A 24,057-nucleotide genomic window follows, 5' to 3' on the forward strand; every position below is an offset into this window, starting at 1 on the left:
TCAACTCCCCGTGGATCGGTAGCGGCGGATGCCCCGGCGCCAGGCGAGCCCGGCCGTCAGGGCGAGGACCAGGGCCGCGGCGGGCCCGAGGAAACGCATGAAGCCGGGGGTGCCGAAGGGATCGTCCCTGCCGAGCACGTACAGGCCCGGCTGCCAGTTGACGAAGGCCAGCGGCAGCACGTAGGTGACGCCGCGCACCAGGTCCCGGCTGTAGACGCTGAACGGATACTGGGTGAGCTGCTGCGTGCCGTAGGTGAAGGCGCTGGACACCTCGGGCGCGTCGGTCAGCAGGAACTGCAGCGCCCCGGCCAGCGTCCAGAGCGCGCTGAAGATGACCACCCCGGTGGCGACCATGACGGGGACCATCCACAGCCGGCGCCAGTCGAGGTCCAGCGCGCCGAGCGAGTAGCCGAGCACGGTCGCGGCCAGTGCGACGCGGCCCAGCCTGGTGGGGACGAACCGGTCGGTGGCGATCTGGATCCAGGCGCCAACCGGCCGGATCAGGAACGTGTCGAAGGTGCCCGCCCTGATGTGCTGGCTGATCCGGTCGAGGTTGCTGACGAGCAGGTCGCAGATGGTGAAGGCGAGGCCGGCGGTGCCGTACAGGAAGAGCACCTCGTCACGGGAGAAGCCGGCGAGCGTCGTGGTGTTGGCGAAGACGACCATGATCACCGCGATGTCCAGCGCGGCCGTGACGCAGCCGAGCACGACCATGAGCGCGAACGAGGCCGGGTAGGCCGCGGCGGCCCGGGTCCAGGTCCAGGCGAGCAGCGCGTAGGTCCTAACCACCCTGGATCACCACCTTGTGGCGGATCGCCCCGGTGGCGAGCGCGCCGAGGCCGATCAGCGTCGCGGCCCAGCACGCCTGGAAGGCCAGGGTGTCCAGGATCGGCGCCTTGCCCAGGTAGAGGTCGGCGGGGGTCTGGACCATGGCGGCCCACGGCAGGGCTCTGGACAGCTCGCCCAGCCAGCCGGGGAAGATCGACAGCGGCAGCATCATGCCGCTGAAGAACGTGGTGAGCACGGTGGACAGGACGTTGACGCCGCGGTCGTCGGTGAGCCAGCAGGCCGACAGCGCGACCAGATAGCGCCAGCCGAAGCTGGCCAGGACGGCGAGCAGGAAGCCGGTGAGGAATGCCACCCACTGCGCCGGGGCGGTGGGCAGGACGATGCCGAACACGACCGCGCCGAGCAGCATCGGCGGGACGCCGCGGACCAGCAGGAGGTAGCCGGCCCTGCCGAGGTCCTCGGCCAGCGACCAGAGCTGCAGCGAGGCGGGGCGGACGAGGTCGAGGGCGATGTCGCCGCTGCGGATGCGCTCGGGGATGGTCAGGCCGCCGCCGAAGAGCTGCATCGGGCCGATGAAGGCCTGGGTGATGAAGCAGAAGGTGACGGCGTCGGTGACGTCGTAGCCGGCCAGGCCGGGTCTGGCCTGCCACAGCGCGATGAGGATGTAGGCGCGCAGGATGCCGAACACGCTGTTGGTGAAGGCGCCTGCGAGCGCGGCGGCGGTGTAGGTGGCGTGTTTTCGGAAGCCGTAGCGGACGAGCCGGGCGTAGAGGGGCATGGTCTCGCACCTCCGGAAAGTGATGGCACGGTGACCGAACGTGCCCGGGCTCGGGCACGGGCGCGGGCCTGCCTAAAGGGAAGCTTGAAATTATCCATTTTCCGTACGGGGTTCCGCAACGCATATAAGGGCCGCAGGCCAAAACGGGCATATCGGCCAAGAGGGAACAATGTCGAAATATCTGTTTAAGGGAGGAGTTACTTACTCGCGGGTAGAACGATGTTCTATGGGGGAAGGGGATCATCGGAGGGCTCGCATGCACCTGGATAGGGATGTCACCCCTGACTACCCGCTGAGCTGGCAGGCCCGGGCGCTCACCGGCCTCATGCACGGCACGTTCAAGCCGGCGTCGCACCTGCTGATGCGCCATCCCCTCGCCCTCGACGCCGCCGCCCGCCTCGGCGAGCTGGTCAGGCTGCTGCCGGTGGCCACGCCCGGCCACGTGACGATCGTGCCGGCGGCCTTCTCCTCGTGCGGTGGCGAGTGGATCCGGGCGGGCGAGGGCCTGGGCGGGGGCTCGGATGAGGGCCTGGATGAGGGCAAGGTACTGCTCTATCTGCACGGCGGAGCGTACTTCTCGTGCTCACCCAGCACCCACAGGCCCATCACCTGGCGGCTGTCGGTGGTGGCCCGCCGTCCCGTGCTGGCCCTGGACTACCGCCAGGGCCCGGTGCACAAACTCGCCGACTCGCTCAGCGACGCCCTGGAAGCCTACGACTGCCTGCTCAAGCGCGGGTACGATGGCGCGGACGTGATCATCGCGGGCGACTCGGCGGGCGGCCACCTGACGCTGGCGACCCTGCTGGCGCTGCGTGACCGAGGCCTGCCGCTGCCCGCGGCGGCCATCTGCCTGTCGCCGTGGGCCGACCTGACGGACTTCCCCCGGCGCGCGAACCGCTGGCAGGATCCCATGCTCGCGGCGGGCCGGGTCCGCTGGCTGGCCCGCCGGTGGACGTCAGGCCTGGATCCGCACGATCCACTCGTGTCACCGGTGCTCGGCGACTTCACCGGGCTGCCGCCGCTGATGATCGTCACCGGGTCGACGGAGCTGCTCAGGGACGAGGCGCGCCGAGTGGCCGTCCGTGCCCGGCAGGGCGGGGTGCAGGTCACCTACGAGGAGTGGCGGCGGATGCCGCACGTCTTCCCGATCCTCGCCGACGTGCTGCCGGAGGCCCGCCTGGCCTTCCGCCACATGGCCGCCTTCCTCGCGGCCGTGGCCGAGCCGGCCCGGGGCGGCGAGGCGGCGGCCTGATCAGCGCATGCCGAACAGGAAGCGGGTCACCGGCGTGCGCCGTACCAGCAGGTCGTAGGCGACGAAGGTGAGGGCGAGCGAGGCGGCGACGATGATCACATACTTCACCGCGATGGGCGCGCTCCAGCCGACCACGACGTAGGCCACGGCGACGACCACCGGCTGGTGCAGGATGTAGACCGGCAGCACCGAGGCGGCCAGATAGCCGTACACCCGCCGCCCGCGCCCGTCCTGCGCGTTCGAGGGCGGCGCCGGGCGGCGGCGGTCGAGCAGGCCGAGGATCGCGACCACCCAGCACCAGCCTGCCGCGCCGTACATCGTGCGGGCCAGGGTCGCCAGCGGCGACAGGTCCATGAACGCGTCCGCGCCGGGCGCCTCGCCCGCGATCAGGAACAGCGGCACCCCCGCCGCGATCAGCGCCCCTCCGATCACCGCCGCCGCCATCGCGTCCCGCCGCATGGCGTCGCGCAGCCGCGTGTCGGACGCGAGCGCGAACCCGTACAGGAAGAACAGCAGGTACGCCCACCGGCTCCAGCCCGCGTAGGCCTCCTCCAGCCCCAGCAGCGCGCTGATGAGCGCGAGCGGGATCGCGGGCGCCAGCAGCACCAGGCCGCGGCGTCGTGCCAGGGCGCCCAGCCCGTCGCGGACCCGGGGCGCGAGCCCGCCGGGCACCCGGGCAGCCGCGATCAGCAGTGAATACACCAGCAGCAGCACCACGAACCACAGGTGGCCGGTCTCGTAGTAGGTGCCCTGGATGACGAAGGGGAACTCCGTGACATCGAGCCGCACCTCGAAGAAGTGCGGCCAGAACTGCGCGTAGGAGTCCTGGTAGGCGGGGTCCGCCTTCAGTCGCAGCCACTGCGGGAACGGGAGCAGCACGATGGTGGCGAAGACCAGCGGGACGCCGAGCCGCCGTAATCGCTCCACGGCGAACCCGCCCGCGCCCCGGTGGCGCAGCGAGTGCCACGAGCCGAGGCCGGCCACGAGGAAGAGCAGCGGCATCGCCCAGACGACGCAGAGAGCAGCGATGATCATGGTGATCTCGGTGGTCTCGGCGTTCTTCACGTAGTAGTCGTCACGCGCGTCGAACACCAGCGACGAGTGGAAGAACACCAGGCCGACCACCACCAGCGTGCGCAGCGCGTCGAGCTCCGGGCGCCGCTCGGGGCGGGCCGCGACCTGGGGTGGGGGGTGTGCCGTCATCGTCTGCCTCCGATGCCTCTGGGTGATCATTGTGGAGGCTGCCGGGCGGCGGCGCCAGGCCTCCCGGGGGAATCGGGCGGGAGGGCGCGGGCAGGGGGACAAACGTGACTTGTCGCACCGCGACCGCAGTCAGGGGAAGCAGAGTGTAGGTTAGGTATACCTAATCAAGGAGCCGTCCGCATGGCTGAGAAGCCAAGGGATCACCATAGAGGCGTGGTGCTGCGCACCGAGCGCATCTCGCCGCACATGATCCGGGTCATCGTCGGGGGCGACGGGCTGCGTGACTTCGCCACCTCCGGCTACACCGACCACTATGTGAAAGTCGTCTTCCCGCACGAAGGCGTCGACTATCCGCAGCCCTTCAGCGTCCAGCATGTGCGTGAGACCATGCCGCGCGAATTCTGGCCACGCCTGCGCACCTACACGGTGCGAGCCTGGGACCCTGACAGCCGCGAGCTGACGCTCGACTTCGTCTACCACGGCGACGAGGGCCTGGCCGGCCCGTGGGCCGCCCGCGCCGTTCCCGGCGACGAGGTGCTCATGCTCGGCCCCGGCGGCGGCTACGCCCCGGACCCCGCCGCCGACTGGCACCTGCTCGTCGGCGACGAGAGCGCGCTGCCCGCCATCGCCGCCTCTCTGGAGGCGCTGCCGGAAGGCGCGACGGCGCAGGTGTTCATCGAGGTGGAGGGGCCCGAAGAGGAGCTGAAGCTGAGGACGTTCGGTGACGTCCACGTCAGCTGGCTCTACCGCAACGGCCGCCCGGTCGGCGAGAGGCTGGTCGAAGAGGTGCGCGGGCTGAAGTTCCCGGAGGGCGAGGTGCACGCGTTCGTCCACGGGGAGGCGGGCTTCGTCAAGCAGTTGCGCCGCCACCTGCGGGTGGAGTCCGGGATCCCGATGGAGCGCCTGTCCATCTCCGGCTACTGGCGGCTCGGCGTGGACGACGAGGGCTGGCGGGCGGTCAAGAAGGACTGGAACCGTCAGGTCGAGACCGAAGAGGCCGTCGAGCTCGGCTGAGCTCTCCGCCTGTGGTGACCGGCGGCGTGTTCATGGCCCGCCGCCCGGCCCGCGGTCGCCTCCCGCCACGCCAGGACCGGCACACCACTTCAAGCCGCCTGCGTCACACCACTTACTCTCCCTGAAGGAACGAACTCCTTACCTCCGATACCCCTTGTGAACGTCATGCGGCAACGCCTGATCGGGAGGGCCACAGTGTGCTTGGCCAGTGTCCCGGACAGGAGAGGCGAACCCGGATGGCGCGTGGTGCAAGCGACATGCCTTCAGGCGTGCGACCGCTTACGGTGGGGGACCCGGTCATGATCGGCCGCTATCTGCTGCTCGGCCGCCTCGGGGCCGGCGGCATGGGCGTCGTCTATCTGGCCGAACACCCGGGGAGCGGCATCGTCGCGCTCAAGACGCCCCATGCCGAAGACCTCAACGATCCCACGCTACGCGCCCGTTTCGCAGAAGAAGTGGCCTTTTCGCGGAGGGTTGTGCCGTTCTGTACGGCGGCGGTCATCGAGGACGGCACCGACGGGGACCGTCCCTACCTGGTGACGGAGTACATTCCCGGCCCCGCGCTGTCGCAGGTGGTCCAGGCCTACGGCCCGCTCACCCCCGACCTCGCCTACGGGGTCGCCCTCGGCGTGGCGGCCGCACTGGTCGCCGTGCACGACGCCGCCCTGGTGCACCGGGACCTCAAACCGGGCAACGTGCTGCTGTCCACGCGCGGGCCGCGGGTCATCGACTTCGGCATCGCCCGCGACGTCGACACGCTCGCCGCGCACACCCAGGCAGGCCAGGTCATGGGCAGCCCCGGCTGGGTGGCGCCCGAACGCCTGACCGGTGGCCCGGCCGTGCCCGCCTCGGACGTGTTCGCGTGGGGCTGCCTGATCGCCTTCGCCGCCACCGGCCACCACCCGTTCGGCGGCGGTGAGCCCGAAGCGCTCGCCAGGCGCATCCTGCTGGAACCGCCGCGCATCGACAGCGTCCCCGCCCTCCTGCGCCCCGCCGTGGCGGCCGCCCTGGCCAAGGATCCACTCGAGCGCCCCAGGTCCGGCGACCTCCTGCGCGCCCTGCTGGCGGGCGGTGGGATCGGCGATCCCTGGGATCTGCGCGCGGCCGTCAACGGCGTACTGGAGGAAACCTGGACCCCCGTCCCGCACCCGCCGGCAGCGGACCGCGTCCACCCGGCCTCACCGCTGGCCCGGCTCTCCTCGCGGGAGCCGCTCGGGCGGAGCCCAGCCGGCGATGGCGGCACCCCGTCCGGAGGGGGGAGCGCGGCCGGAGCCGGAGCCAGGGCGAACAGGTCCAGGCGGGGGAGCAGGAGCAAGGGCGGGGCGCCGTTGTCGCACGCCGGCTTCGCCGCGCTGGCCACGGTGTCGATCGCGGCCGTCACCGTGTTCGCGGCGTACGGAGGCGAGGGCCTGAGCATCGGCGGCTCGCAGTCGCCGGACAACCCGCAGGTCGTACGGTCGCACGGCACCGCCGACTCCACACTGCGCCCGGCCGCCACCCTCACCGGCGCCATCCCGAGCGCCCGCACCCGGGTGACGGCCACTCCGACGGTGTCGGTCACCCGGACCCGCACCCTGACGCCGTTCACCGTGCTGACGCCGCGCCCGGACCGGCGCGCCACCATCCCTCCTGCGGACGACGACCCGCACGGCGACCCCGGCGGCCAGGACCCGGAGGACTGCGTGAGTCCCGCCGGCAGCAGACGCGGCAACGCGGCCAGACGCGACTGCCCGCAGCCGTCGGTCTCCATCAGCACGATCCCGCAGGACGGCCCCGGCGAGTCACCCCCGCCGTCGCCGTCCGGTCCACCCACCCCCACGGCCACGGTCACCGCGTCTCCATGACGCGCACGCCGTTCAGGGCGCGTCTCGGACCGAGCGGAAAAGAGTGGCCGCGCCAGGCCGGGGGAAAGGCTGGCGCGGCCGTCGCCGGGGGGAACCTACCCATGCCCTGGAGGTGTCCGGCGAGATCTTGGGCCCGGCCTGATCGGCGGGCGGGTGTCGGAGAGGGTCAGTGGGCGAACTGCTCCTCCTCGGTGGAGCCCTTGAGCGCGGTCGTCGAGGAGTCGGGGGCCACGGCCGTGCTCACCAGGTCGAAGTAGCCGGTGCCGACCTCGCGCTGGTGCCGGGTGGCGGTGTAGCCCTGGGACTCGGCGGCGAACTCGGCCTCCTGCAGGTCCACGTAGGCGCTCATGCCCTCGGTGGCGTACCCCTGGGCGAGGTTGAACATGGAGTAGTTCAGCGAGTGGAACCCGGCCAGCGTGATGAACTGGAACTTGTACCCCATGTGCCCCAGCTCCCGCTGGAACTTGGCGATGGTGGAGTCGTCGAGGTGCTGCTTCCAGTTGAACGACGGGGAGCAGTTGTAGGCCAGCATCTGGTCCGGGTACTGCGCCTTGATCGCCTCGGCGAACTCGCGGGCGACGTCGAGGTCGGGCGTGCCGGTCTCCATCCAGAGCAGCTCGGAGTGCGGCGCGTAGGCCAGGCCGCGGGCGATGCAGGCCTCCAGGCCGTTGCGGACGCGGTAGAAGCCTTCGGCGGTGCGCTCGCCGGTGGTGAAGGCCTGGTCGCGTGGGTCCACGTCACTGGTCAGGAGCGTCGCGGCCTGGGCGTCGGTCCGCGCGATGATCAGTGAGGGGACTCCGGCGACGTCCGCGGCGAGGCGGGCGGCGTTGAGGGTCTTGATGTGCTGGCCGGTGGGGATGAGGACCTTGCCGCCGAGGTGGCCGCACTTCTTCTCGGAGGCGAGCTGGTCCTCCCAGTGCACGCCTGCGGCGCCGGCCGCGATCATGCCCTTCATGAGCTCGAAGGCGTTCAGTACGCCGCCGAAGCCGGCCTCGGCGTCGGCCACGATCGGGGCCAGCCAGTGCGGGCTGTCGGGAGTGTCCTCCGCCCACGTGATCTGGTCGGCGCGCAGCAGCGCGTTGTTGATGCGGCGCACGACGGCGGGGACGGAGTTGGCCGGGTAGAGGCTCTGGTCCGGGTACGTCTGGCCGCCCAGGTTGGCGTCGGCGGCCACCTGCCAGCCGGACAGGTAGATGGCCTGCAGGCCGGCCTTCACCTGCTGCACGGCCTGGTTGCCGGTCAGCGCACCCAGCGAGTGCACGTAGTCCTCGGTGTGCAGGAGCTTCCACAGCCGCTCGGCGCCGAGCCGGGCCAGCGTGTGCTCCTCCTGGACGCTACCGCGCAACTTGATCACGTCTTCGGCGCTGTAGGTCCGCTCGATGCCCTCCCAGCGAGGGTCGTTGTCCCACTCGTCCTGCAGCTGCTCAGCAGCTCCCTTGAGGCGATCGTTCATTGTTCACTCCTTTGTCGTCCCCTGGGGCTTATGCCGAGTCTCTGCCCTGGCGGTCGCGCCTACATAGCCCGTCAGATGCAGAAGAAACCAACTTCTTCTGCTTGTGCCAACTACCTGCCGGTATTCACCTGAGAAGAAATCGCAAGTTTTCCCGTTGGACTAGACCAATGCGACGAGTGAACGGCTGGGCTTCGCGAGATCATGGCCCGGCCGCGGAGGACGTACCGGAAAGCGCCTCCGTGCCCCCGCGGTGGCGGGCGAAGGGTAGAAGATGGGCAGAATTTCCGTCTAAGATGCCCGTATGGCGTCCTTGCTAGGCGAAGAACCGCTGTCTTTGACGCAAGAGCTCGATCTGATCGCGTTTGGGCAGCGCCTGCGTCACCTGCGCAAACAGCGCGGCCTCACCCTCTCGGACCTGGGCTCGCGCGTCAGCAGGGCGCCCAGCCAGCTCTCCCTGCTGGAGAACGGCAAGCGGGAGCCGAAACTGTCGCTCCTCAAGTCGCTCGCGGCGGCGCTCGGCGTCCCCGTCGAGGAGTTGCTGCGCCGCCAGCCGCCCAACCGGCGCGCCCAGCTCGAGATCGCCCTGGAAGAGGCGCAGCGCGACCCCATCTACGCCGCGCTCGGCCTGCCGCGCCTCAAGGTCTCCGCCCGCGTCCCCAACGACGTGCTTGAGCACCTGCTCGGGCTGTACGGCGAGCTGCGCGCCAGGCAGGCCAGGGGCACCGCCACCCCGGAGGAGGCCAGAGCGGCCAACGCCGAGCTCCGGCGCCGGCAGCGCGAGGTCGGCAACTACTTCCCCGACATCGAGAAGGCCGCCGCCGAGGCGCTCGCCGCCGTCGGCTACCGGGCGGGCGCCCTGTCCCAGAGCGTGATCCAGAGCCTGGTGACCCACTTCGGCTACACGGTCCACACCGCCCAGGACCTGCCGAGATCGGTGCGATCCATCACCGACCTCCGCAACCGCCGCATCTACGTCAAGCACGAGCAGCTCGGCATGCACACCCCCCGCACCATCCTGCTCCAGACGCTCGGCCATCTCGCCCTGGGCCACGGCAAGCCGCGCGACTTCGCCGACTTCCTGCGCCAGCGGACCGAGGCCAACTACTTCGCCGCCGCGGTGCTGGTGCCCGAGAAGGCAGCCGCCGTCTACCTGCAGGAGGCCAAGGCGGACCGGGCGCTGTCGGTGGAGGACCTGCGCGACGTGTTCGCCGTCTCCTACGAGATGGCCGCGCACCGCTTCACCAACCTGGCCACCCACCACCTCGACCTCGTCTGCCACTTCGTGCGCAACGACGCCGGCGGCATCATCTACAAGGCCTACGAGAACGACGGCATCGTCTTCCCCGCCGACGAGCAGGGCGCGATCGAGGGCCAGCGGATGTGCCTGCAGTGGTCGGGACGGCAGGTCTTCACCTCGCCCGACCGCTTCTCCGTCTTCTACCAGTATTCCGACTCGCCCACCGGCACCTACTTCTGCGTCGCGCACGTGGATCCCTCCCGCGAGCGGGACTTCGCGATCACCCTGGGCGTGCCGTTCAAGGAGTCGCGCTGGTTCCGCGGCCGGGAGACGACCAACCGCACCAAGTCGAGCTGCCCCAACGGCGACTGCTGCCGCCGCCCGCCCACCGAGCTGGCCGAGCGCTGGGAGGGCTACGCCTGGCCCTCGGCCCGCGCGAACTCACACGTGCTCGCCGCCCTCCCGCCCGGCTCGTTCCCCGGCGTGGACGAGGCGGATGTCTACACGTTCCTGGAACGGCACGCGGCCCTGAGCTGACGACTACCCGAGGCCGATAACGGGGATAAAGCGGGATGAACGGGGGTGGTCGTATGCTGCCTGAAGTTCATAGCTGGTTGCGGCGCCGCACCTCTCGCGTCGCCGACTGGCCGGTCCAGGCACTGGTCGACGCCAAGGGGGACACCAGGGTCAGCGTGGTGCTCCCGGCGCGCGACGAGCGCGAGACCATCGGCGAGATCGTCCGCGTCATCCGGCGCGAGCTGGGCGAACTCGTGGACGAGATCGTGGTCATCGACTCCCGCTCCACCGACGACACGGCCGCCGTGGCCGCGCGCGCGGGCGCCGACGTGCACGCCCAGGACGAGATCCTGCCGCAGCTCCAGCCGCTCGACGGCAAGGGTGAGGCGCTGTGGAAGTCGCTGGCCGTGACCAGCGGGGACATCGTCGCCTTCGTGGATGCCGACATCCGGAAATTTCACTCTTCACTGGTGAGTGGCGTACTTGGGCCTTTGCTCACCGATGCCAGCGTCGTCTACGTCAAGGGCTGCTACGACCGCCCGTTCGACGGCGCGCCCACCGGCGGTGGCCGGGTCACCGAGCTGGTCGCCCGCCCGCTGATCAACCTGCACTGGCCCCGGCTCGCCGGTTTCGTCCAGCCGCTCGCCGGCGAGTACGCGGGCCGCCGCTCCGCGCTGGAACGGGTGCCGTTCCTCACCGGGTACGGGGTCGAGCTCGGGCTGCTCATCGACCTGCTGGATCTGGCAGGTCTGGACGCGTTCGCCCAGGTGGACCTCGGCTCCCGTGAGCACGACCCGCAGTCGACGGAGGCCCTGGGGGGCATGGCGGGTCAGATCATGCTGGCCGCCTGGTCCCGCCTGAGGCGGCAGGGCAAGATCGACTCCTGTCACGCCCCTTCGGTCTGCCTCGACCAGTTCCGGCGGGCCGACGCGGGGCCCGAGATCGTCTCCCGGGACATCTCGATCGCCGAACGCCCGCCCATGCTCACCGTCGGCCTACTCGCGTGAGGCGAGCGAAGCGGTGACGAAGGCGGCGATGTGGTCGCGCATCTCCTCGTGGGCCTGCGGGGAGTCGGCCGCCTCGCCCAGGATGATGCGGCCGAGCTGCGGCATCATCGCCGGGAACATGGCCAATCCGGTGAGGAGGAACAGGGTCCGCGCCGTCGCCGCCGTGGGATGCTCGGCCATCGAGGCTGCCTTGCGGGCGCACCGCTCGACCCGACGCTCCTGACCCGGCAGCAGCTCCTGACCCCGGTAGTTGAGCGCCTCCCACATCAGCAGCCGCACCAGCTCCGGGTGGGCGTGATAGTAGTCGGCCAGCTTGGCCACATAGTCGACCGGATCCGTGCCGGGCAGGGCGATCTGCGCCGTCAGGTCGTCGAGCGCCTCGGTGATGACGGCGTCGAAGAGCTTCTCCTTGTTGCCGAAATGGCCGTAGATGCGCTCCTTGTTGACGCCGGCGCGCTCGGCGATGCGGTCCACGCGCGCTCCCGCGATGCCGTACGCGGCGAACTCCTCGCGTGCGGCTGCGAGCAGGGCGGAACGGGTGGCGGCGGTCGAGACGTTCGGCGGCATGCCGCTCATCCTATCTACGACCAACTGGTTGGTTGCAAGCCAACTAGTCAGTTGACATCCAACTAGTTGGTTGGTGTAGCGTCCCGGCCATGATGACCACGATGCGAAGTTTCACCCCAAAGCGGGCCGGGAGTGCGGCCCCCGCCCCGGGGCACGACGAACCGGAGAGCGCGCCGTTCGGCTGGACGCTGGCGGCGTTCACCCTGACCGCGGTGCTGGTGAGCGGCCAGCTCTACGTGGTGATCCCGCTGCTGCCGGACATGGCGGCGGGCTGGGGCGCCGGACCGAACACGCTGACCTGGCTGGTGACCGCGTTCGGCGTGGGATACGGCGTGGGGTTCCTGGTGTTCGGGCCGCTGTCGGACAGGTTCGGCCGCCGGCGGCTGCTGATGCTCGGCCTGCCGCTGGCGGCGGTCAGCACCGCACTGGTGGCGGCCAGCCCTTCGCCCGAGATCGCCCTGGTGGCGCGAGTCCTGCAGGGACTGATGGTGGCGACGTTCCCGCCCGCCGCGCTGGCGTACATCGCCGAACGGATCGAGCCCCGACGGCGGGTCGTCGCCATCTCCGCGGTGACCGGCGCGTTCCTCGCCTCCGCCCTGCTGATGCAGGTGGCCGCGCAGCTCCTGGTGGGGGCGACGGGCTGGCGGGGGCCGTTCCTGCTGTCGGCGGCCGGACTCGCCCTGGCGGCACTCGGCCTGCGCGCCGTCATGCTGCCCGACCCCGAGCGGCCGCTCACGGCAGGGCGGGGGGAGGCGTCCGGATCGCCGGCGAAGAGGTCCTGGCGACTCCTGGCCGCCTACCACGCGATGCCCGCGCTGCTGCGTGACCGCACCCTGCTCCTCCGGTACGCGGCCACGATCGTGCTGATGACCGGCTTCGTAGCCCTTTACACCGGTTTGCAGATCTACGGCGTCACTCCGTCCTCCGGCGAGCTGCTCGCGCTACGTGCCGCCGGGCTGCCTGCCATGGTCCTCGTGCCGCTGCTCATGCCCTGGCTGGGGCGCATCGCGCCGACCATCCGCGCCGGCGCGATGCTGGCCGCCGGGGCGCTCGCCCTCGCCGCGATCGGTCTCACCGACGCCGCCGCCCTGGGCTTGGTGCTCCTGGTGGCCGCCTACGCGGCCGCGATCACCGGCGGCCTGCCGAGCCTCAACGAGGCCGTCTCCGCCCGGGCCGGGCGGGCGCGCGGGACCGCGCTGGCGTTGTTCTCCTTCGCGCTCGCGGTCGGAGGCAGCGTCGGCCCCCAGGTCGCCGCCGCGTTCGGGGCATTCACCCCGCTCATGTACGGCCTGGCGATCGCGATGGGTCTGTCGGCATTGGCGGTATGGGTGTCGGGTCGAGGCACTTCGACCTGAGAAGTGCGGCCGCCCGGGGGCCGGGTAGGTTATCCGCATGGCTTGCCGGATGACTGGACTGGTGCTCGACTGCCGCGACCCCGAGCGCCTGGCGGCGTTCTGGTGTGAGGTGCTCGGCTTCACCGTGCTCGGCCGGGAGGACGGGGCGGTCGAGATCGGGCCCGCCGAGGGCGCCGGCGGGCTTCAGCCGACGATGGTGTTCAGTCCCTCCGACGACGAGGTCAAGGAGAAGCTGCGCCTGCACATCGACCTCAACGCCACCGATCGCGACCAGGACGCCGAGCTCGAACGCCTGCTGGCCGTGGGGGCGGTTCCCGCTGATGTCGGGCAGACCGGTGAAGAGTCCTGGCATGTCCTGGCCGATCCGGAGGGCAATGAGTTCTGCCTGCTGCGCCGCCGGCTCGGCTGAACAACGGGCCGCGTTGCCCGGGCGTCCTGGACGGACCGCTCATGGTGCACTCCGCAGGGTGATGGTCGCTTGCACTGCCTTCCGGCCAAGGCTACTGGCCGGTAGGGTTTTACCCCTGGTAACGGTTCCGAGCTGCGATGCCGCGTACATGATGGTGTGCGCTCGCCACCATCGGCGGGGAGGTTGCCGCCAATAACCGGAAATTTCAGGGAGCGACCATATGAGCGGCTTCAACCTGGACCTCGGCGAGGACGTGACCGAGGTGCGCGACTGGGTGCACGCGTTCGCCCGCGACGTCATCCGCCCCGCCGGCACCGAATGGGACGAGCGCGAGGAGACCCCCTGGCCCGTCATCCAGGAAGCCGCCAAGATCGGCCTCTACTCGCTGGACTTCTTCGCCACCCAGTGGTTCGAACAGAGCGGGCTGGCGCTGCCGGTCGCGTTCGAGGAGATCTTCTGGGGAGACGCGGGCATCGGCCTGTCGATCGTCGGCACCGGCCTGGCCGCCGCCGCCCTGTCCGCCAACGGCACCCCCGAACAGATGGGGGAGTGGCTGCCGCAGATGTTCGGCACCGAGAACGACGTCAAGCTGGGCGCCTTCTGCGCCTCCGAACCCGACGCCGGCTCCGACATCGGCTCCATCCGCACCCGGGCCACCTACGACAACGGCGACTGGATCCTGAACGGCGTCAAGACCTGGGTCACCAACGGCGGCATCGCCAACGTCCACGTCGTGGTCGCCTCGGTGGACCCCGGCCTGGGAACACGGGGCCAGGCCACCTTCGTCATCCCGCCGGGAACCCCGGGCCTGTCCATGGGCCAGAAGTTCAAGAAGCACGGCATCCGCGCCTCCCACACGGCCGAAGTCGTCCTGGACCACGTCCGCGTCCCCGGCTCCTGCCTCCTCGGCGGCAAGGAGAAGCTGGACGCCCGCCTGGCCAGGGTCCGCAACGGCGGACGAGCCGGCGAGCAGGCCGCCATGCGCACCTTCGAGACCACCCGCCCCTCGGTCGCCGCCATGGCGGTGGGCATCGCCCGCGCGGCCTACGAGTACGCCAGGGACTACGCCCGCGAACGTGAGCAGTTCGGCCGCAAGATCGGCGAGAACCAGGCCATCGCCTTCCTGCTCGCCGACATGGCGACCCGGGTCGACACGGCACGGCTGCTGACCTGGCGGGCGGCCTGGATGGCCAGGACCGGCAGGCAGTTCGAGCAGGCGGAGGGCTCGATGTCCAAGCTGGTCGCGGGAGAGACGGCGGTCTGGGTGACCGAGCAGGCGATCCAGATCCTGGGCGGGGCGGGCTACACGCGCGACCATCCGGTCGAGCGGTTCCACCGGGACGCCAAGATCTACACCATCTTCGAGGGAACCAGCGAGATCCAGCGGCTGATCATCGGGCGGGCGGTTACCGGGCTGCCCGTGAGGTAGAAACTCCGCACGTCAGAGGGCTGGCGTACAAGTCCTTGATCGTCACACCACCCGCCAGGGTCACGCTGGCGAAGTAGTGGCGAAGCTGGTGCGTGCCCTGCTGTCGAGTAGTGAGGTACCGCCGGAGGCCCCGTGCGACTTTGACCGGCTCCGGTATCACCCCGGCCGCGACGAGCGCAGGCTTCCAAACGGTCTCGTCGTAGTTGCGGTGCCGGATGTGTAAGTTGTCGGTCGCCCACCGAAACAGCAGGTCGTGGGTACGCGGCTTCCCGCTCGGCTTCTGCCAGGGCAAGGTGTACGGCCGTGGCCTGTGAGCGTCGATGTGGAGCATGGCCGACAACATGCGGGTGGGCCGTGACCGGGAGGCGTTTGTGTCCTCGCCCGCTTTGGTGGACCTGCTCGTGGACCTGGCCGACATCCAGCCCAGTAGCCGCCGATCGCACGCGCCCCCGCCCCTCAGGCGGGGGCCATCTCCGGAGGCTCTGTGAAGATCATCTTTTCATTCACTGAGCCTTTCAGCCTGCTTCGTTGGACTGCTTGAGCAGGGTCGATGTACCTGTTCTAGATCCGGCTCGATCACTCGCGGCCACTACCGCGCCAGGTCAAGGGCATCAGGCCCGAAGGCACCATGCTGACCTGCCGCGACAGGTTGAAAGAGCTCACTGTGATCCCCTCGGCGCCGTCGTGAGGCATTTCTGCTTGTCACTCAATCTCTCGACGGTTCTGCCGCCAGAAACCGATTTGTCGGCCTGCACGTCTATAGTAGCTCCCCACTCGAAGTGGACAGGGAACTCATGGTGATGCTAATTCACTATAATGAAGTTGATTCTTATCATTAGCTCGGCTTCCCAGCCTATATCTCCTTTAACTACTATTGCGTTTGTGGACGGGGTAACATTGTAGAGCACCATGTGAGCACTTCCCGAAATCGGGACCACTTGGCTACCTACGACACCGAGTTCGGTGAGTGACGCAGCTACTTGACTGAAGGCGTTTACCGTTACTACTGCTGGATCAAAGGTGAAGCGGCGACTGAAGAATCGCTTTTGCCGGAAATCGCGGAATGCCCAAAAAGTGCTGCCAGGCGTTCCGTCGCGTGCCACCGTCTCTTTATATCCCGTTTCTATCTCCAGTACAGTCGGCGCAGAGAGACTTGTCGCGCCGTCGTAACCGTCGTTTGCCGTGAGAAGGTGCTCTGTGACTGCGATGGAATTCGGTTTCGTGTCCATGAAATCGCTGCCTTTCGGAGTGTTTTTGGGCAACTCATCTGTGATCCCAAAGGTGTCTCGCTAAGAGCTCAACCTTCACATATCCAGTCTTCCCTGAACACCCACTTGATAGGCATTATCACAAGTAAAATGAGGGCAATCAGGCCATTATCCTCGATTTGTCAGCGAGTTGTGTTGAGTGGGTGGTCCGCGGTTTGCCTGTGATGTCCCCGGCGTGGTTGGGGTGGGCCGTCGCATGACGCTGCGGGGGCGCCGGGTTCCACGGCCCGGTGTGCTGCTCCTTTCTGAATCGCCGTGGCGGAGTCCGGCCCTCAGGCGAGGTCGGCAGGTGGATGACGCGTTGCCAGGCCAAGACGAACGCATGGGCCCAGGGCCAGGTGCGCTCGATCCGCAGGTGCCGGCGGCGGGCGCCAAGCTCCTCTAGCAGTCGATAGCGGAAGCGCTACCAGCGTGACCAACACCACTCAAGCGCCAACCCTCGACGACCTGGTGCAGCTCATCGCCACAAAAGCTGCCGAGCACTGGAGCTTCGACGCCGAGTCCGCGCTCACCCATCTGCTCGCAGACGTGCTCGGCGACCACGACGGATCGATCGCAGCCGCATGCAGGCCGCGGTCGTCACCGACGACACGTGGGAACTGGCCGCCGGTGGCGACGTGACGGGAGAGATCGACGCGATCCGCCCCGGCTCGCAGTTCAGGTGGCTGCACCTGACGCCGTCCGTGGCGGTCGCCGATCCGTTCTCCCGCGCGGTGCTGGTCTCCATGTCCGCCACGGGCACGGACACCTCGTCGAAGGTGGAGATCCGCGCGAAGCGTGCGTACCTGTCACCCGTAGATCTTAGGCGTCCGCGCCTGATCAACGCAGCGACAATCTCCTATCACAACGCCTGGATGACAATGTCACGGAGCGGGCTTGTCGCAGGGCTGGTAGGCGCCGCACTCTATTGGAATGACTTCACCTCCGGACGAGGCGCATCCGTCTGATAGTTCGTCAGCCACTCCGCCTGCGGATGCGCCGAGTGAGGAGCCCGGAGCCACTTTCCCGGATGCGCCGAGTGAGGAGCCCGCCGTCTCTCAGGGTGTAAAAGGCTGGCACTTTGGCTGCGGTCTTGCCATATGGATTTTCGTCGGCGTGCCGATGATCATCTTGGTTGGGGCATGGCTGACGGGCAATCCCACGGAAGGACCAGAGTACAGACAGCTACTCGACCAGTTCTTCTTATACGTGATGGTGGGGTTCCCGATAGGGGTCGTAGCGGTCGGGTTCTTGTCGGTGCGCGCTGTGTCGAGGGCATCTGCTCTGTTAGCTCGGCGACGGGAACGCGTGAAGAGGCGTGAACTGGTACTGACCGAGCGAGCCATGGGGTTGCAGGCCATGGTCCGAGAGGCGCAAGAGGTATCGCGTGAGCTTGAGCTCTATCTCGAAGAGCGACTGGCTGCACTCAATGAGCTCAGCGAAAAGGTGGACAATCAGGAACGGCTTGCCTCGCTAACGCCGGAACAGGTTGAAGCGCTCAATAAGATATTGCGGCAGCACTTTACTGGGAATCGCCGTTCAGGGCTGGTACAGCAAATCGTCTTCCTGGTTCTGGCGTTTTTGCTCGGGTTCATTGTCAACTGGCTATCCGGCCCACTGCTTGACTTCGTGCAACATTGGTGGTCCTGAAGTCTCAGTGTTTCATCCAAGCTGGTCATCGTTGGCCGGTCCCGCCCGGAAGCTGCTTGCCGAGCGTTCCGCTGACTCTAAGACCGGTTTGGGGACGCTGAGGGGACAAACTCGCCATGACCTGTCCGCGGCCAATGGCGCGGCGTAGCCGGGCCTCGCATCGCTGGCGCATCTTCTTGGCCTGCTCGATGCCGAGCCCGAGCTCTGGGGCGACCTCGGATGAGGGTGCGGTGCTCCAGCCGGGTCCGGCCGATCAGCTCCGCTTCGGTTGCGGTGAGGACGTTCTTGGCGACCGCGTCGAACAGCACCTGGTCGGGGTGGACGTACGGGGCGGGTGGCGCAAACGAGTCGATCAGAGTCTGTGGGCAGGGGGTGGCGCCTTCGGTGGCCTGGCGGGCGCGTTCTCCTGCCCGGTGGGCTGCCCATCGCAGTCTTGTCGCGATGCCGGGCCGGTCCAGGTCGATCGTGGTGAGCGCGTTGAGGAATCCGGTGAGGACCTCGGCATCGAGATCGGCGGTGTCGCCGCGAAATCCCCAGGTGATACGGCCTGCTGTACGGCGGAGCCCGGGCAACGCGACTCCGGCAACGCCCACGATCCACTTCGCCTCGCCTCGCCTCGCCTCGCCTGTGCGAGCTTGCAGCACGAGCTGGCGCCAGACGTCGTCGCGGAAGGCGCGGGTGGTGTCGGGGTGCAGCAACCTGCGCTTCAGCTCAACGAGGGATACGCCGGCTAGCGCGAGCGGCTGCGGTCCGGTGACGAGAAGGTCGAAGGCGCCCTGCAGGGTGTCGAAGGCGGAAGGCCGCGCCTGCCGTCGTCGCCTAGCGCTGGTTGGGGATTCGGTCGGGACGGGCATGATCTTGCCGGCGTACCAGGCGTCGATGGGGTCGCCCTTGACGCTAATGATCTGCTCGGCACACCGGTCGATGCCGATCAGGGTGCCGTCGAGGATCACGTAGGCCAGCCCGTCAGCCTGGGCGCGGTTCAGCGCATCGTGCAGATTAGGGGCTTGAGCTACGAGGACATCGATGCCCTCGGCGACGTAGCGGTAGGCCGTGGCACGGGAGAGGCGGTGATCGCGGCCGAGTTTGGGAATGTCGTGCTCGCCCCGGAACCACCGAAGGATCAACACCACCTGCCAGAACGGGGTCAGCGCGCGACTGCCCTTGGGTGTGCCCACCCGTCGTCGTTCGTCCCGCAGTGACCGGGCAACGTGGTGAACCAGCGTGCGGGAGACGTCGAGCATGGCACGATGAGCAATCACGTGGAGCCTTTCGGCGGTTGTGCTTTCTTGTGGTGAGAACTCATCTACCGGAGGCTCCACGCCTGTCTCCGGCCTTCGACGACTTCTCCCGAAAGGCCCGAAACGCCATCACCGGCGCCCCGGATATCCCGCATCGTCCGATCTATTTCCCTGAGATCACCTCAGTGTGGCCGAGGTACTCGGCGAGCTCTGATGGAGACGCCACCAGCGAGAGTGATGCTGGCGTAGCAGTCGCGGAGCTGGTGTTCCTTCGCGCCGGGTGGTGGCGTAGCGGGCTGCGTGCGGCGCTTACCGTCCTTGCCGGGCTGCCTGAGGGCAAGACAGCGCAGGATACGCCACTTCTTACTTATGTGAACGAGTATTCCCCACGACGGTCGCAACAGAAGGGTGGGTGCATACCCGCGCGTAGTATTCCGCCACGTCCAGTAGCTTGTCTTCAGGAGTGAACGGACGGTACCATTTCACATCAAAGAAGTGCTGTCGCGCCTTTTCGCGAGCCCTGATCACCATGACATCTCTGTCGGCTCCCGACAGGCGCTCCAGGTCTCCACATAGTTGGATCACCCGCGGGGCCATCTCCAGGCTTTCGGAATCCTCACGTTTGTCCAGGACCGACATTTGTTTGTCCAGTCGCTGACGCAGCCAGAGCCGGGGATTCTTCTCCTTGGGATCGCTCGGGCGTGCGTGCCTATGGCCCCACCATGCATCCATGAGCCGACCGGCCAGAGCCTGGGGAAGCTTCTTCCAGAACTCCTTGGGAGCGGCCTGCAGCATTTCGGTCGCCACGGCTTGGAGGTCGCTGTGGCAGGCCAATACCTGGTCTGTCGCATGTTTCTTCGTGTACCGGTTGAAGCCGACGCCGATGACGACTGTCGCGGTAGAAAATCCGACGATGCCCGATAGTAGGTTCACCATCACGGGGTGTTCCTGGAGAAGATTCAGATGGAATATCTCCAGATAAAGACTGAACGTAAAGGACGTGACGGAGACAGCCGTTAACGCGATGATGAGCCGGGTGGGCAGCGTGGGCATGCAACTCTCCTGAAGAGACGCTGTCCGTACGACCTGGAGCTTAGTCGTCCGACAGCTGATCAGTGAAGATCTCATGTAAACGGTGCAGGGTGGTGAGGCCTTACATCACCGACACGCCAACCTCGCCGGCGCTCGTCGAGGTCCACGCCCTCGGCTCCTCGATCTGCAGAATTCCCAGGGGGAGCTTGTGTTCGGGCAGGCCGAGACCTGTACCCCTTTCAAGGGAACCAGCGAGTTCAGCGGTTGCTCGTCGGCGCGCGGTGACAGGCCTGCCCGTTAGCGAAAAATGTCCGTTTCTCAGATCGCGCCCTGAGTGGCCATGCGAATCCCTGTTCAGGGCTGTCTTTCGACGGTATCTGGTTGGCGGATATTGGGTCGAATGTGGTGTCTGTCGAATGGAACGACGTTCGCATGACGGGCAACAGCGGATGGTTTCGGCAGTTCAGCGAGCATGAGGACGTGCTCGACGAGTCGATCGCCGACCCGATCGAGGGGCTGGTCCTCGCAGGTGGACGGCGCGGCACGACGGCGGTCCGCTCGCTGGAGATGATCGACTGGGCTGAGTTCCGCACCGAGTATCCGCAGGTGCAAGGGAGCGCGGCGGAGTGGCTGGCCCGCGCACTCGGCGCATCGTTCGAGGTCACGTGACCCGTTCGTTGAGCACGGGATCCGTGCCCCTCCCTGAGGGGAGGGTGTTCCCCCATGTGGGGGAGGCCGGGCGGAACGCCGCTCGCGCATCCTGGGGTCCGGTTCTTCGTGGCATGAGTCCGTGGCCGCGGGATGGACGCAAGGAGCAGGGCATGATCGTTGAGACTTCTCGCCAGGTGCGCTGGCCGGCGTATGTGATGGCGGGGTTGTTCCTCGGGTACGCCGCCGGGAAGGCCGTCTTCGCCGCGCAGGGCAGGCTGGGGTTCCCGGGGGGCCCGGTGGTGCCGGCGGAGGAGTACGAGCGCTATGCCCGCGAAGTGATGGGCGTGACCACGGCGCAGTGGTCGGCCGTCGCGACGGGCCTGCTGGGCGCGGTGCTCGTCATGTTGACGGTGACCAAGGCGGGACGCCGGGTGCCGCGCGTGCCGATGCTGATCGGCCTGACCGTCGCGCTCGTCGCCGTCGGCGCCGGTGCGACGATCATGGTCGTGGACGGGTTCGTCGGCCTCGGGGTGGGCTGGGGCCCGCACCACGGCGTGCTCGGGCTCGTCGTGATCGGACTGCTGGTGGCGACGATCTGGTCGTACGCCCGGGCGACCAGGCGGGTCACGGCGTGAGCCGTCCACCACAGGGCGACCGTTCGGCCGCGGCTGGGCACCCGTAACGAATCGGGCTGATGTCTTGATCGGTGACGGATCGGGCTGTTAGACAGTTGCTCACCTTTGAGGAACGGTGGTCCCCTTGCAGCAGTCCGTTCTCACCACAGTCATGCTTCCCGCCGCGCTCGCGCTGATCATGTTCGGACTGGGGCTGTCCCTCGCGCCGCAGGACTTCGCCCGGATCGCGACCCGGCCCAAGGCGGTGCTCATCGCGCTGGTCGCGCAGGTGCTCGTGCTGCCCGCCGTCTGCTTCGGGCTCGTCGTGCTGTTCGGCCTGGAGCCGCTGCTCGCCGCGGGCATGATGCTGCTCGCGGCCTCGCCGGGCGGGACGACCGCCAACCTCTACAGCCACCTGTTCGGCGGCGACGTGGCGCTGAACGTCAGCCTCACGGCCGTGAACTCGGTGCTGGCCGCGTTCACGCTGCCCATCGTGGTCAACCTGTCGCTGGACCACTTCGTGGGAGCCGGGCCGGACATCGGGCTGCAGGCCGACAAGGTGGTGCAGGTCTTCGCCATCGTGCTGGTGCCGGTCGTGATCGGCATGCTCGTACGGCGTCTCAGCGCGAGTTTCGCGGATCGGATGGACAAGCCGGTCCGGATCCTGTCGGCCATCGTGCTGGCCGCGGTCATCATCGGGGCGATCGTTCAGGAGCGGGAGCGGCTGGGCGGCTACATCGCCTCCGTCGGGCTGGTCGCGGTGCTGTTCAGCGCGATCAGCCTTGCCATCGGCTACTGGCTGCCCCGCCTGTTCAACGTGGAGCGGAGGCAGGCGATCGCGTCCGGGATGGAGATCGGCATCCACAACAGCACGCTGGCCATCACCATCGCGCTCAGCCCCTCGCTGCTCGCCAACTCCACGATGGCCGTGCCCCCGGCCGTCTACGGCGTGCTCATGTTCGGCACGACGCTGGTCTTCGGCTATCTCGTCCGGCGCCGCGTGGCCGAGCCCGACGAGCGGCAGACGGCAGGCGCCTGACCGCCGAGACCAGTGGTTCGCGGCGGTGCGGGCAGGGCGCTCAGGCGTTCACCAGCGTGAGGACGCCGGCTCCGACGAGGGCGGCCGCCCACATCCGGTCGACGTTGAACCAGGCGCGGCGCAGCACCGTCACCCCGGCCACCTCGTAGACGAACACCGCGATCGCGCCCGCGACCGTGAACATGGCGAGCGTGTGCAGCGCCGCGACCTCCAGTCCTCCGGAGAGCGCGTGCCCGGCATGCCCGCTGTGCAGGCCGGCGAACACCGGGATCAGCATCAGCCCCGCGCCGTGCGCCGAGGACATCAGGAACGACCAGGCGGCCAGCTGCGTCAGCGACAGCCGCATGCCGACCCAGCGGAAGTGCCGGTCCGACAGCAGCCGCCACAGGCCGAACCCGACCAGCAGCGCGCCCCCGCCGATCGACAGCACAGAACCCGTCGTCAAGGAACCGGTGGCGGCGGCCACGAGTGCGACCAGCGCCACCGAGGCCAGGTGCCCGGCCGCGATCGCCGGCAGCGAGCGCAGCAAGGTGGCCCGGCTGCCCTCCTGCAGGCCGCGGGCGACCGCGAAGAGCCAGCCCATGGCCGGGTTCAGCCCATGGAAGGCGCCGAGCAGGAGCGCCGCGGCGATCGTCACGGGTAGCAGTAGGAGTCGGAGGAGGCGTCGCCGCCCTGGAGCCTGACCTGGTGCGGGCGCAGGCCCCTGAAGTCGTCGCCGTGCGGGAAGAAGCGCTCGTCGAAGCTGAAGGAGTCGGTGTCGATCTTCGCGAGCCAGGCGCCGACGCCCTCGGGGTAGAACTGGTCGTCCCACGAGCTGTAGAGGGAGTTGGTCACGTAGACGCGCCGGCCGTCCCTGCTCACCTCGACCATCTGCGGGCCGCCTCGCAGCGGGCCGTCGGCGGCCGGGTGGGACTTCGTCCGGACGATCCCGCCGATCTGCAAGGAGGCGAGTTCGACCGGTTTGAACGGGTCGCTGACGTCGTACTGCTTGATCTCGCCCGTCCCCCAGCAGGAGACGTAGAGCCGCTGGTCGTCCACCGACAGGTCGATGTCGGTGACCAGCGGCGGCACCGCGCCGAACGGCTTGAGCACGTCGGGCAGGTCCTTCTCCGAGGCCGGCTCGGCGGGGATGTCGATCACCTTGCGCACCTGCCAGCGGCCGTTCTCGCGGAACCACGTCCACACCGAGGCCGACAGGTCCTCGACGCTGGTGACGACGCCGACGAAGCCGTACGTCCTGGTGGGGTCGTGCGCGGGGCGTAGTTCCAGCGGCATCTGGTACTGGTCGCCGAGGTCGACCTCCTGGAGGTGGCGGCGCCTGCGCAGGTCCCAGAAGTGGAGCCTGTGCCCGTACTTGCGGCCGAGCAGCAGCTCGCCCACGACGCCGTCCTCGACCATCGACGGGGTTCCCCACTCCGAGCTGACCAGCACGTCGTGGTTGATGTGCCACCAGAAGTCGTAGGCGAGATACTGCGGGCCCCGGTCCACCTCCCACCGGCCGAGCACCTCGAACGACCGGTGGTCGAGGATCGCGATGCCGCCGGGCCCGTCGCTGCCCCCGGCTCCGCCGAGCGCGGAGACGTAGAGCCCTTCGGGGCCGCAGTGCACGGTGTGCGGACGGGAGTATCCGGCTCTGCCGGCCAGTTCCTCTGGTTCGATCACCTTGACGATCTCGGGGACTGGTCCGGTCCTTGGTGTCCAGGATGTAGATCCGCGACGAGCGCAGGCCG

23 protein-coding genes are annotated in these 24,057 nt (G+C 68.5%); 13 read left to right on the forward strand and 10 right to left on the reverse strand.

The window, feature by feature from the left end; genetic code table 11:
* Both V5E28_RS05285 and V5E28_RS05290 read right to left on the reverse strand, forming a co-directional pair.
* On the reverse strand, positions 1–789 hold the full coding sequence (locus V5E28_RS05285; protein ID WP_336205220.1) for an ABC transporter permease: 789 nt from the start codon (positions 787–789) through the stop codon (positions 1–3).
* Positions 782–1,567, reverse strand: coding sequence for an ABC transporter permease (locus tag V5E28_RS05290; protein WP_336205221.1), 786 nt, complete (start codon positions 1,565–1,567; stop codon positions 782–784). The genes V5E28_RS05285 and V5E28_RS05290 overlap by 8 nt, the downstream gene beginning before the upstream one ends.
* A 256-nt stretch (positions 1,568–1,823) precedes the next feature.
* Here V5E28_RS05290 and V5E28_RS05295 point away from each other — a divergent pair, with 256 nt between their 5' ends.
* Positions 1,824–2,819 (forward strand): alpha/beta hydrolase, encoded by a 996-nt coding sequence (locus tag V5E28_RS05295; protein WP_336205222.1) that lies wholly within the window; start codon positions 1,824–1,826, stop codon positions 2,817–2,819.
* Here the strand turns inward: V5E28_RS05295 and V5E28_RS05300 are convergent, their stop codons facing one another.
* The gene (locus V5E28_RS05300) at positions 2,820–4,022 is read right to left on the reverse strand and encodes an acyltransferase family protein (RefSeq protein ID WP_336205223.1); all 1,203 of its coding nucleotides are present in this window, start codon (positions 4,020–4,022) and stop codon (positions 2,820–2,822) included.
* 180 nt (positions 4,023–4,202) lie between these two features.
* Between V5E28_RS05300 and V5E28_RS05305 the strand changes: the two genes are divergently transcribed.
* Together V5E28_RS05305 and V5E28_RS05310 are read left to right on the forward strand one after the other, a co-directional pair.
* Positions 4,203–5,036, forward strand: a complete 834-nt coding sequence (locus V5E28_RS05305) for a siderophore-interacting protein (protein WP_336205224.1) — start codon at positions 4,203–4,205, stop codon at positions 5,034–5,036.
* A gap of 269 nt (positions 5,037–5,305) precedes the next feature.
* Positions 5,306–6,880, forward strand: a complete 1,575-nt coding sequence (locus V5E28_RS05310; protein WP_336205225.1) for a serine/threonine-protein kinase — start codon at positions 5,306–5,308, stop codon at positions 6,878–6,880.
* 166 nt (positions 6,881–7,046) lie between these two features.
* Here V5E28_RS05310 and aceA read toward each other — a convergent pair whose 3' ends face one another.
* Positions 7,047–8,333, reverse strand: a complete 1,287-nt coding sequence (gene aceA, locus V5E28_RS05315) for an isocitrate lyase (protein WP_336205226.1) — start codon at positions 8,331–8,333, stop codon at positions 7,047–7,049.
* A gap of 301 nt (positions 8,334–8,634) precedes the next feature.
* Here aceA and V5E28_RS05320 point away from each other — a divergent pair, with 301 nt between their 5' ends.
* Together V5E28_RS05320 and V5E28_RS05325 are read left to right on the forward strand one after the other, a co-directional pair.
* Complete coding sequence (locus tag V5E28_RS05320) at positions 8,635–10,107, forward strand: helix-turn-helix domain-containing protein (RefSeq protein ID WP_442945772.1); 1,473 nt, start codon at positions 8,635–8,637, stop codon at positions 10,105–10,107.
* 53 nt (positions 10,108–10,160) lie between these two features.
* Positions 10,161–11,093 (forward strand): glucosyl-3-phosphoglycerate synthase, encoded by a 933-nt coding sequence (locus V5E28_RS05325; protein ID WP_336205228.1) that lies wholly within the window; start codon positions 10,161–10,163, stop codon positions 11,091–11,093.
* Here V5E28_RS05325 and V5E28_RS05330 read toward each other — a convergent pair.
* Positions 11,082–11,660, reverse strand: a complete 579-nt coding sequence (locus tag V5E28_RS05330; protein ID WP_336205229.1) for a TetR/AcrR family transcriptional regulator — start codon at positions 11,658–11,660, stop codon at positions 11,082–11,084. The genes V5E28_RS05325 and V5E28_RS05330 overlap by 12 nt on opposite strands.
* A 101-nt stretch (positions 11,661–11,761) precedes the next feature.
* Between V5E28_RS05330 and V5E28_RS05335 the strand changes: the two genes are divergently transcribed.
* The 3 genes from V5E28_RS05335 to V5E28_RS05345 all read left to right on the forward strand — a co-directional run bounded on the left by V5E28_RS05335 (position 11,762) and on the right by V5E28_RS05345 (position 14,853).
* Positions 11,762–13,015 (forward strand): MFS transporter, encoded by a 1,254-nt coding sequence (locus V5E28_RS05335; RefSeq protein ID WP_336205230.1) that lies wholly within the window; start codon positions 11,762–11,764, stop codon positions 13,013–13,015.
* 37 nt (positions 13,016–13,052) lie between these two features.
* On the forward strand, positions 13,053–13,424 hold the full coding sequence (locus tag V5E28_RS05340) for a VOC family protein (RefSeq protein ID WP_336205231.1): 372 nt from the start codon (positions 13,053–13,055) through the stop codon (positions 13,422–13,424).
* 220 nt (positions 13,425–13,644) lie between these two features.
* Entirely contained in the window at positions 13,645–14,853 is a 1,209-nt protein-coding gene (locus V5E28_RS05345) for an acyl-CoA dehydrogenase family protein (RefSeq protein WP_336205232.1), read from the forward strand.
* Between the two features lie 803 nt (positions 14,854–15,656).
* Here V5E28_RS05345 and V5E28_RS05350 read toward each other — a convergent pair.
* Entirely contained in the window at positions 15,657–16,082 is a 426-nt protein-coding gene (locus V5E28_RS05350; RefSeq protein ID WP_336205233.1) for a hypothetical protein, read from the reverse strand.
* A 602-nt stretch (positions 16,083–16,684) separates the two neighbouring features.
* Here V5E28_RS05350 and V5E28_RS05355 point away from each other — a divergent pair.
* Both V5E28_RS05355 and V5E28_RS05360 read left to right on the forward strand, forming a co-directional pair.
* Positions 16,685–17,068 (forward strand): hypothetical protein, encoded by a 384-nt coding sequence (locus V5E28_RS05355; RefSeq protein WP_336205234.1) that lies wholly within the window; start codon positions 16,685–16,687, stop codon positions 17,066–17,068.
* Positions 17,034–17,750: a hypothetical protein gene (locus V5E28_RS05360; protein WP_336205235.1), complete on the forward strand. Its 717-nt coding sequence runs from the start codon at positions 17,034–17,036 to the stop codon at positions 17,748–17,750. Before V5E28_RS05355 ends, V5E28_RS05360 begins: the two co-directional genes overlap by 35 nt.
* 77 nt (positions 17,751–17,827) lie before the next feature.
* Here the strand turns inward: V5E28_RS05360 and V5E28_RS49435 are convergent, their stop codons facing one another.
* Positions 17,828–18,994 carry a hypothetical protein gene (locus V5E28_RS49435; protein ID WP_442945773.1) on the reverse strand — a complete coding sequence of 389 codons (1,167 nt, stop codon included), beginning with the start codon at positions 18,992–18,994 and terminating at the stop codon, positions 17,828–17,830.
* 360 nt (positions 18,995–19,354) lie between these two features.
* Complete coding sequence (locus V5E28_RS05370) at positions 19,355–20,044, reverse strand: hypothetical protein (RefSeq protein WP_336205236.1); 690 nt, start codon at positions 20,042–20,044, stop codon at positions 19,355–19,357.
* Between the two features lie 411 nt (positions 20,045–20,455).
* Between V5E28_RS05370 and V5E28_RS05375 the strand changes: the two genes are divergently transcribed.
* From V5E28_RS05375 to V5E28_RS05385, 3 genes are all read left to right on the forward strand, one after another.
* Positions 20,456–20,692 (forward strand): hypothetical protein, encoded by a 237-nt coding sequence (locus tag V5E28_RS05375; RefSeq protein ID WP_336205237.1) that lies wholly within the window; start codon positions 20,456–20,458, stop codon positions 20,690–20,692.
* A 152-nt stretch (positions 20,693–20,844) separates the two neighbouring features.
* Positions 20,845–21,309: a hypothetical protein gene (locus V5E28_RS05380; RefSeq protein ID WP_336205238.1), complete on the forward strand. Its 465-nt coding sequence runs from the start codon at positions 20,845–20,847 to the stop codon at positions 21,307–21,309.
* Positions 21,310–21,433: 124 nt separating this feature from the next.
* Positions 21,434–22,327 carry a bile acid:sodium symporter family protein gene (locus tag V5E28_RS05385; protein ID WP_336205239.1) on the forward strand — a complete coding sequence of 298 codons (894 nt, stop codon included), beginning with the start codon at positions 21,434–21,436 and terminating at the stop codon, positions 22,325–22,327.
* Positions 22,328–22,367: 40 nt separating this feature from the next.
* On the opposite strand, the gene V5E28_RS05390 is transcribed toward V5E28_RS05385, so the two are convergent.
* Positions 22,368–22,964, reverse strand: a complete 597-nt coding sequence (locus V5E28_RS05390; protein WP_442945775.1) for a hypothetical protein — start codon at positions 22,962–22,964, stop codon at positions 22,368–22,370.
* Positions 22,961–23,989, reverse strand: a complete 1,029-nt coding sequence (locus V5E28_RS05395; protein WP_336205240.1) for a selenium-binding protein SBP56-related protein — start codon at positions 23,987–23,989, stop codon at positions 22,961–22,963. Before V5E28_RS05395 ends, V5E28_RS05390 begins: the two co-directional genes overlap by 4 nt.
* Positions 23,990–24,057: the final 68 nt, after the last annotated feature.

It is taken from the genome of Nonomuraea sp. LPB2021202275-12-8 (genome assembly GCF_037044575.1).
Lineage (GTDB): Bacteria > Actinomycetota > Actinomycetes > Streptosporangiales > Streptosporangiaceae > Nonomuraea.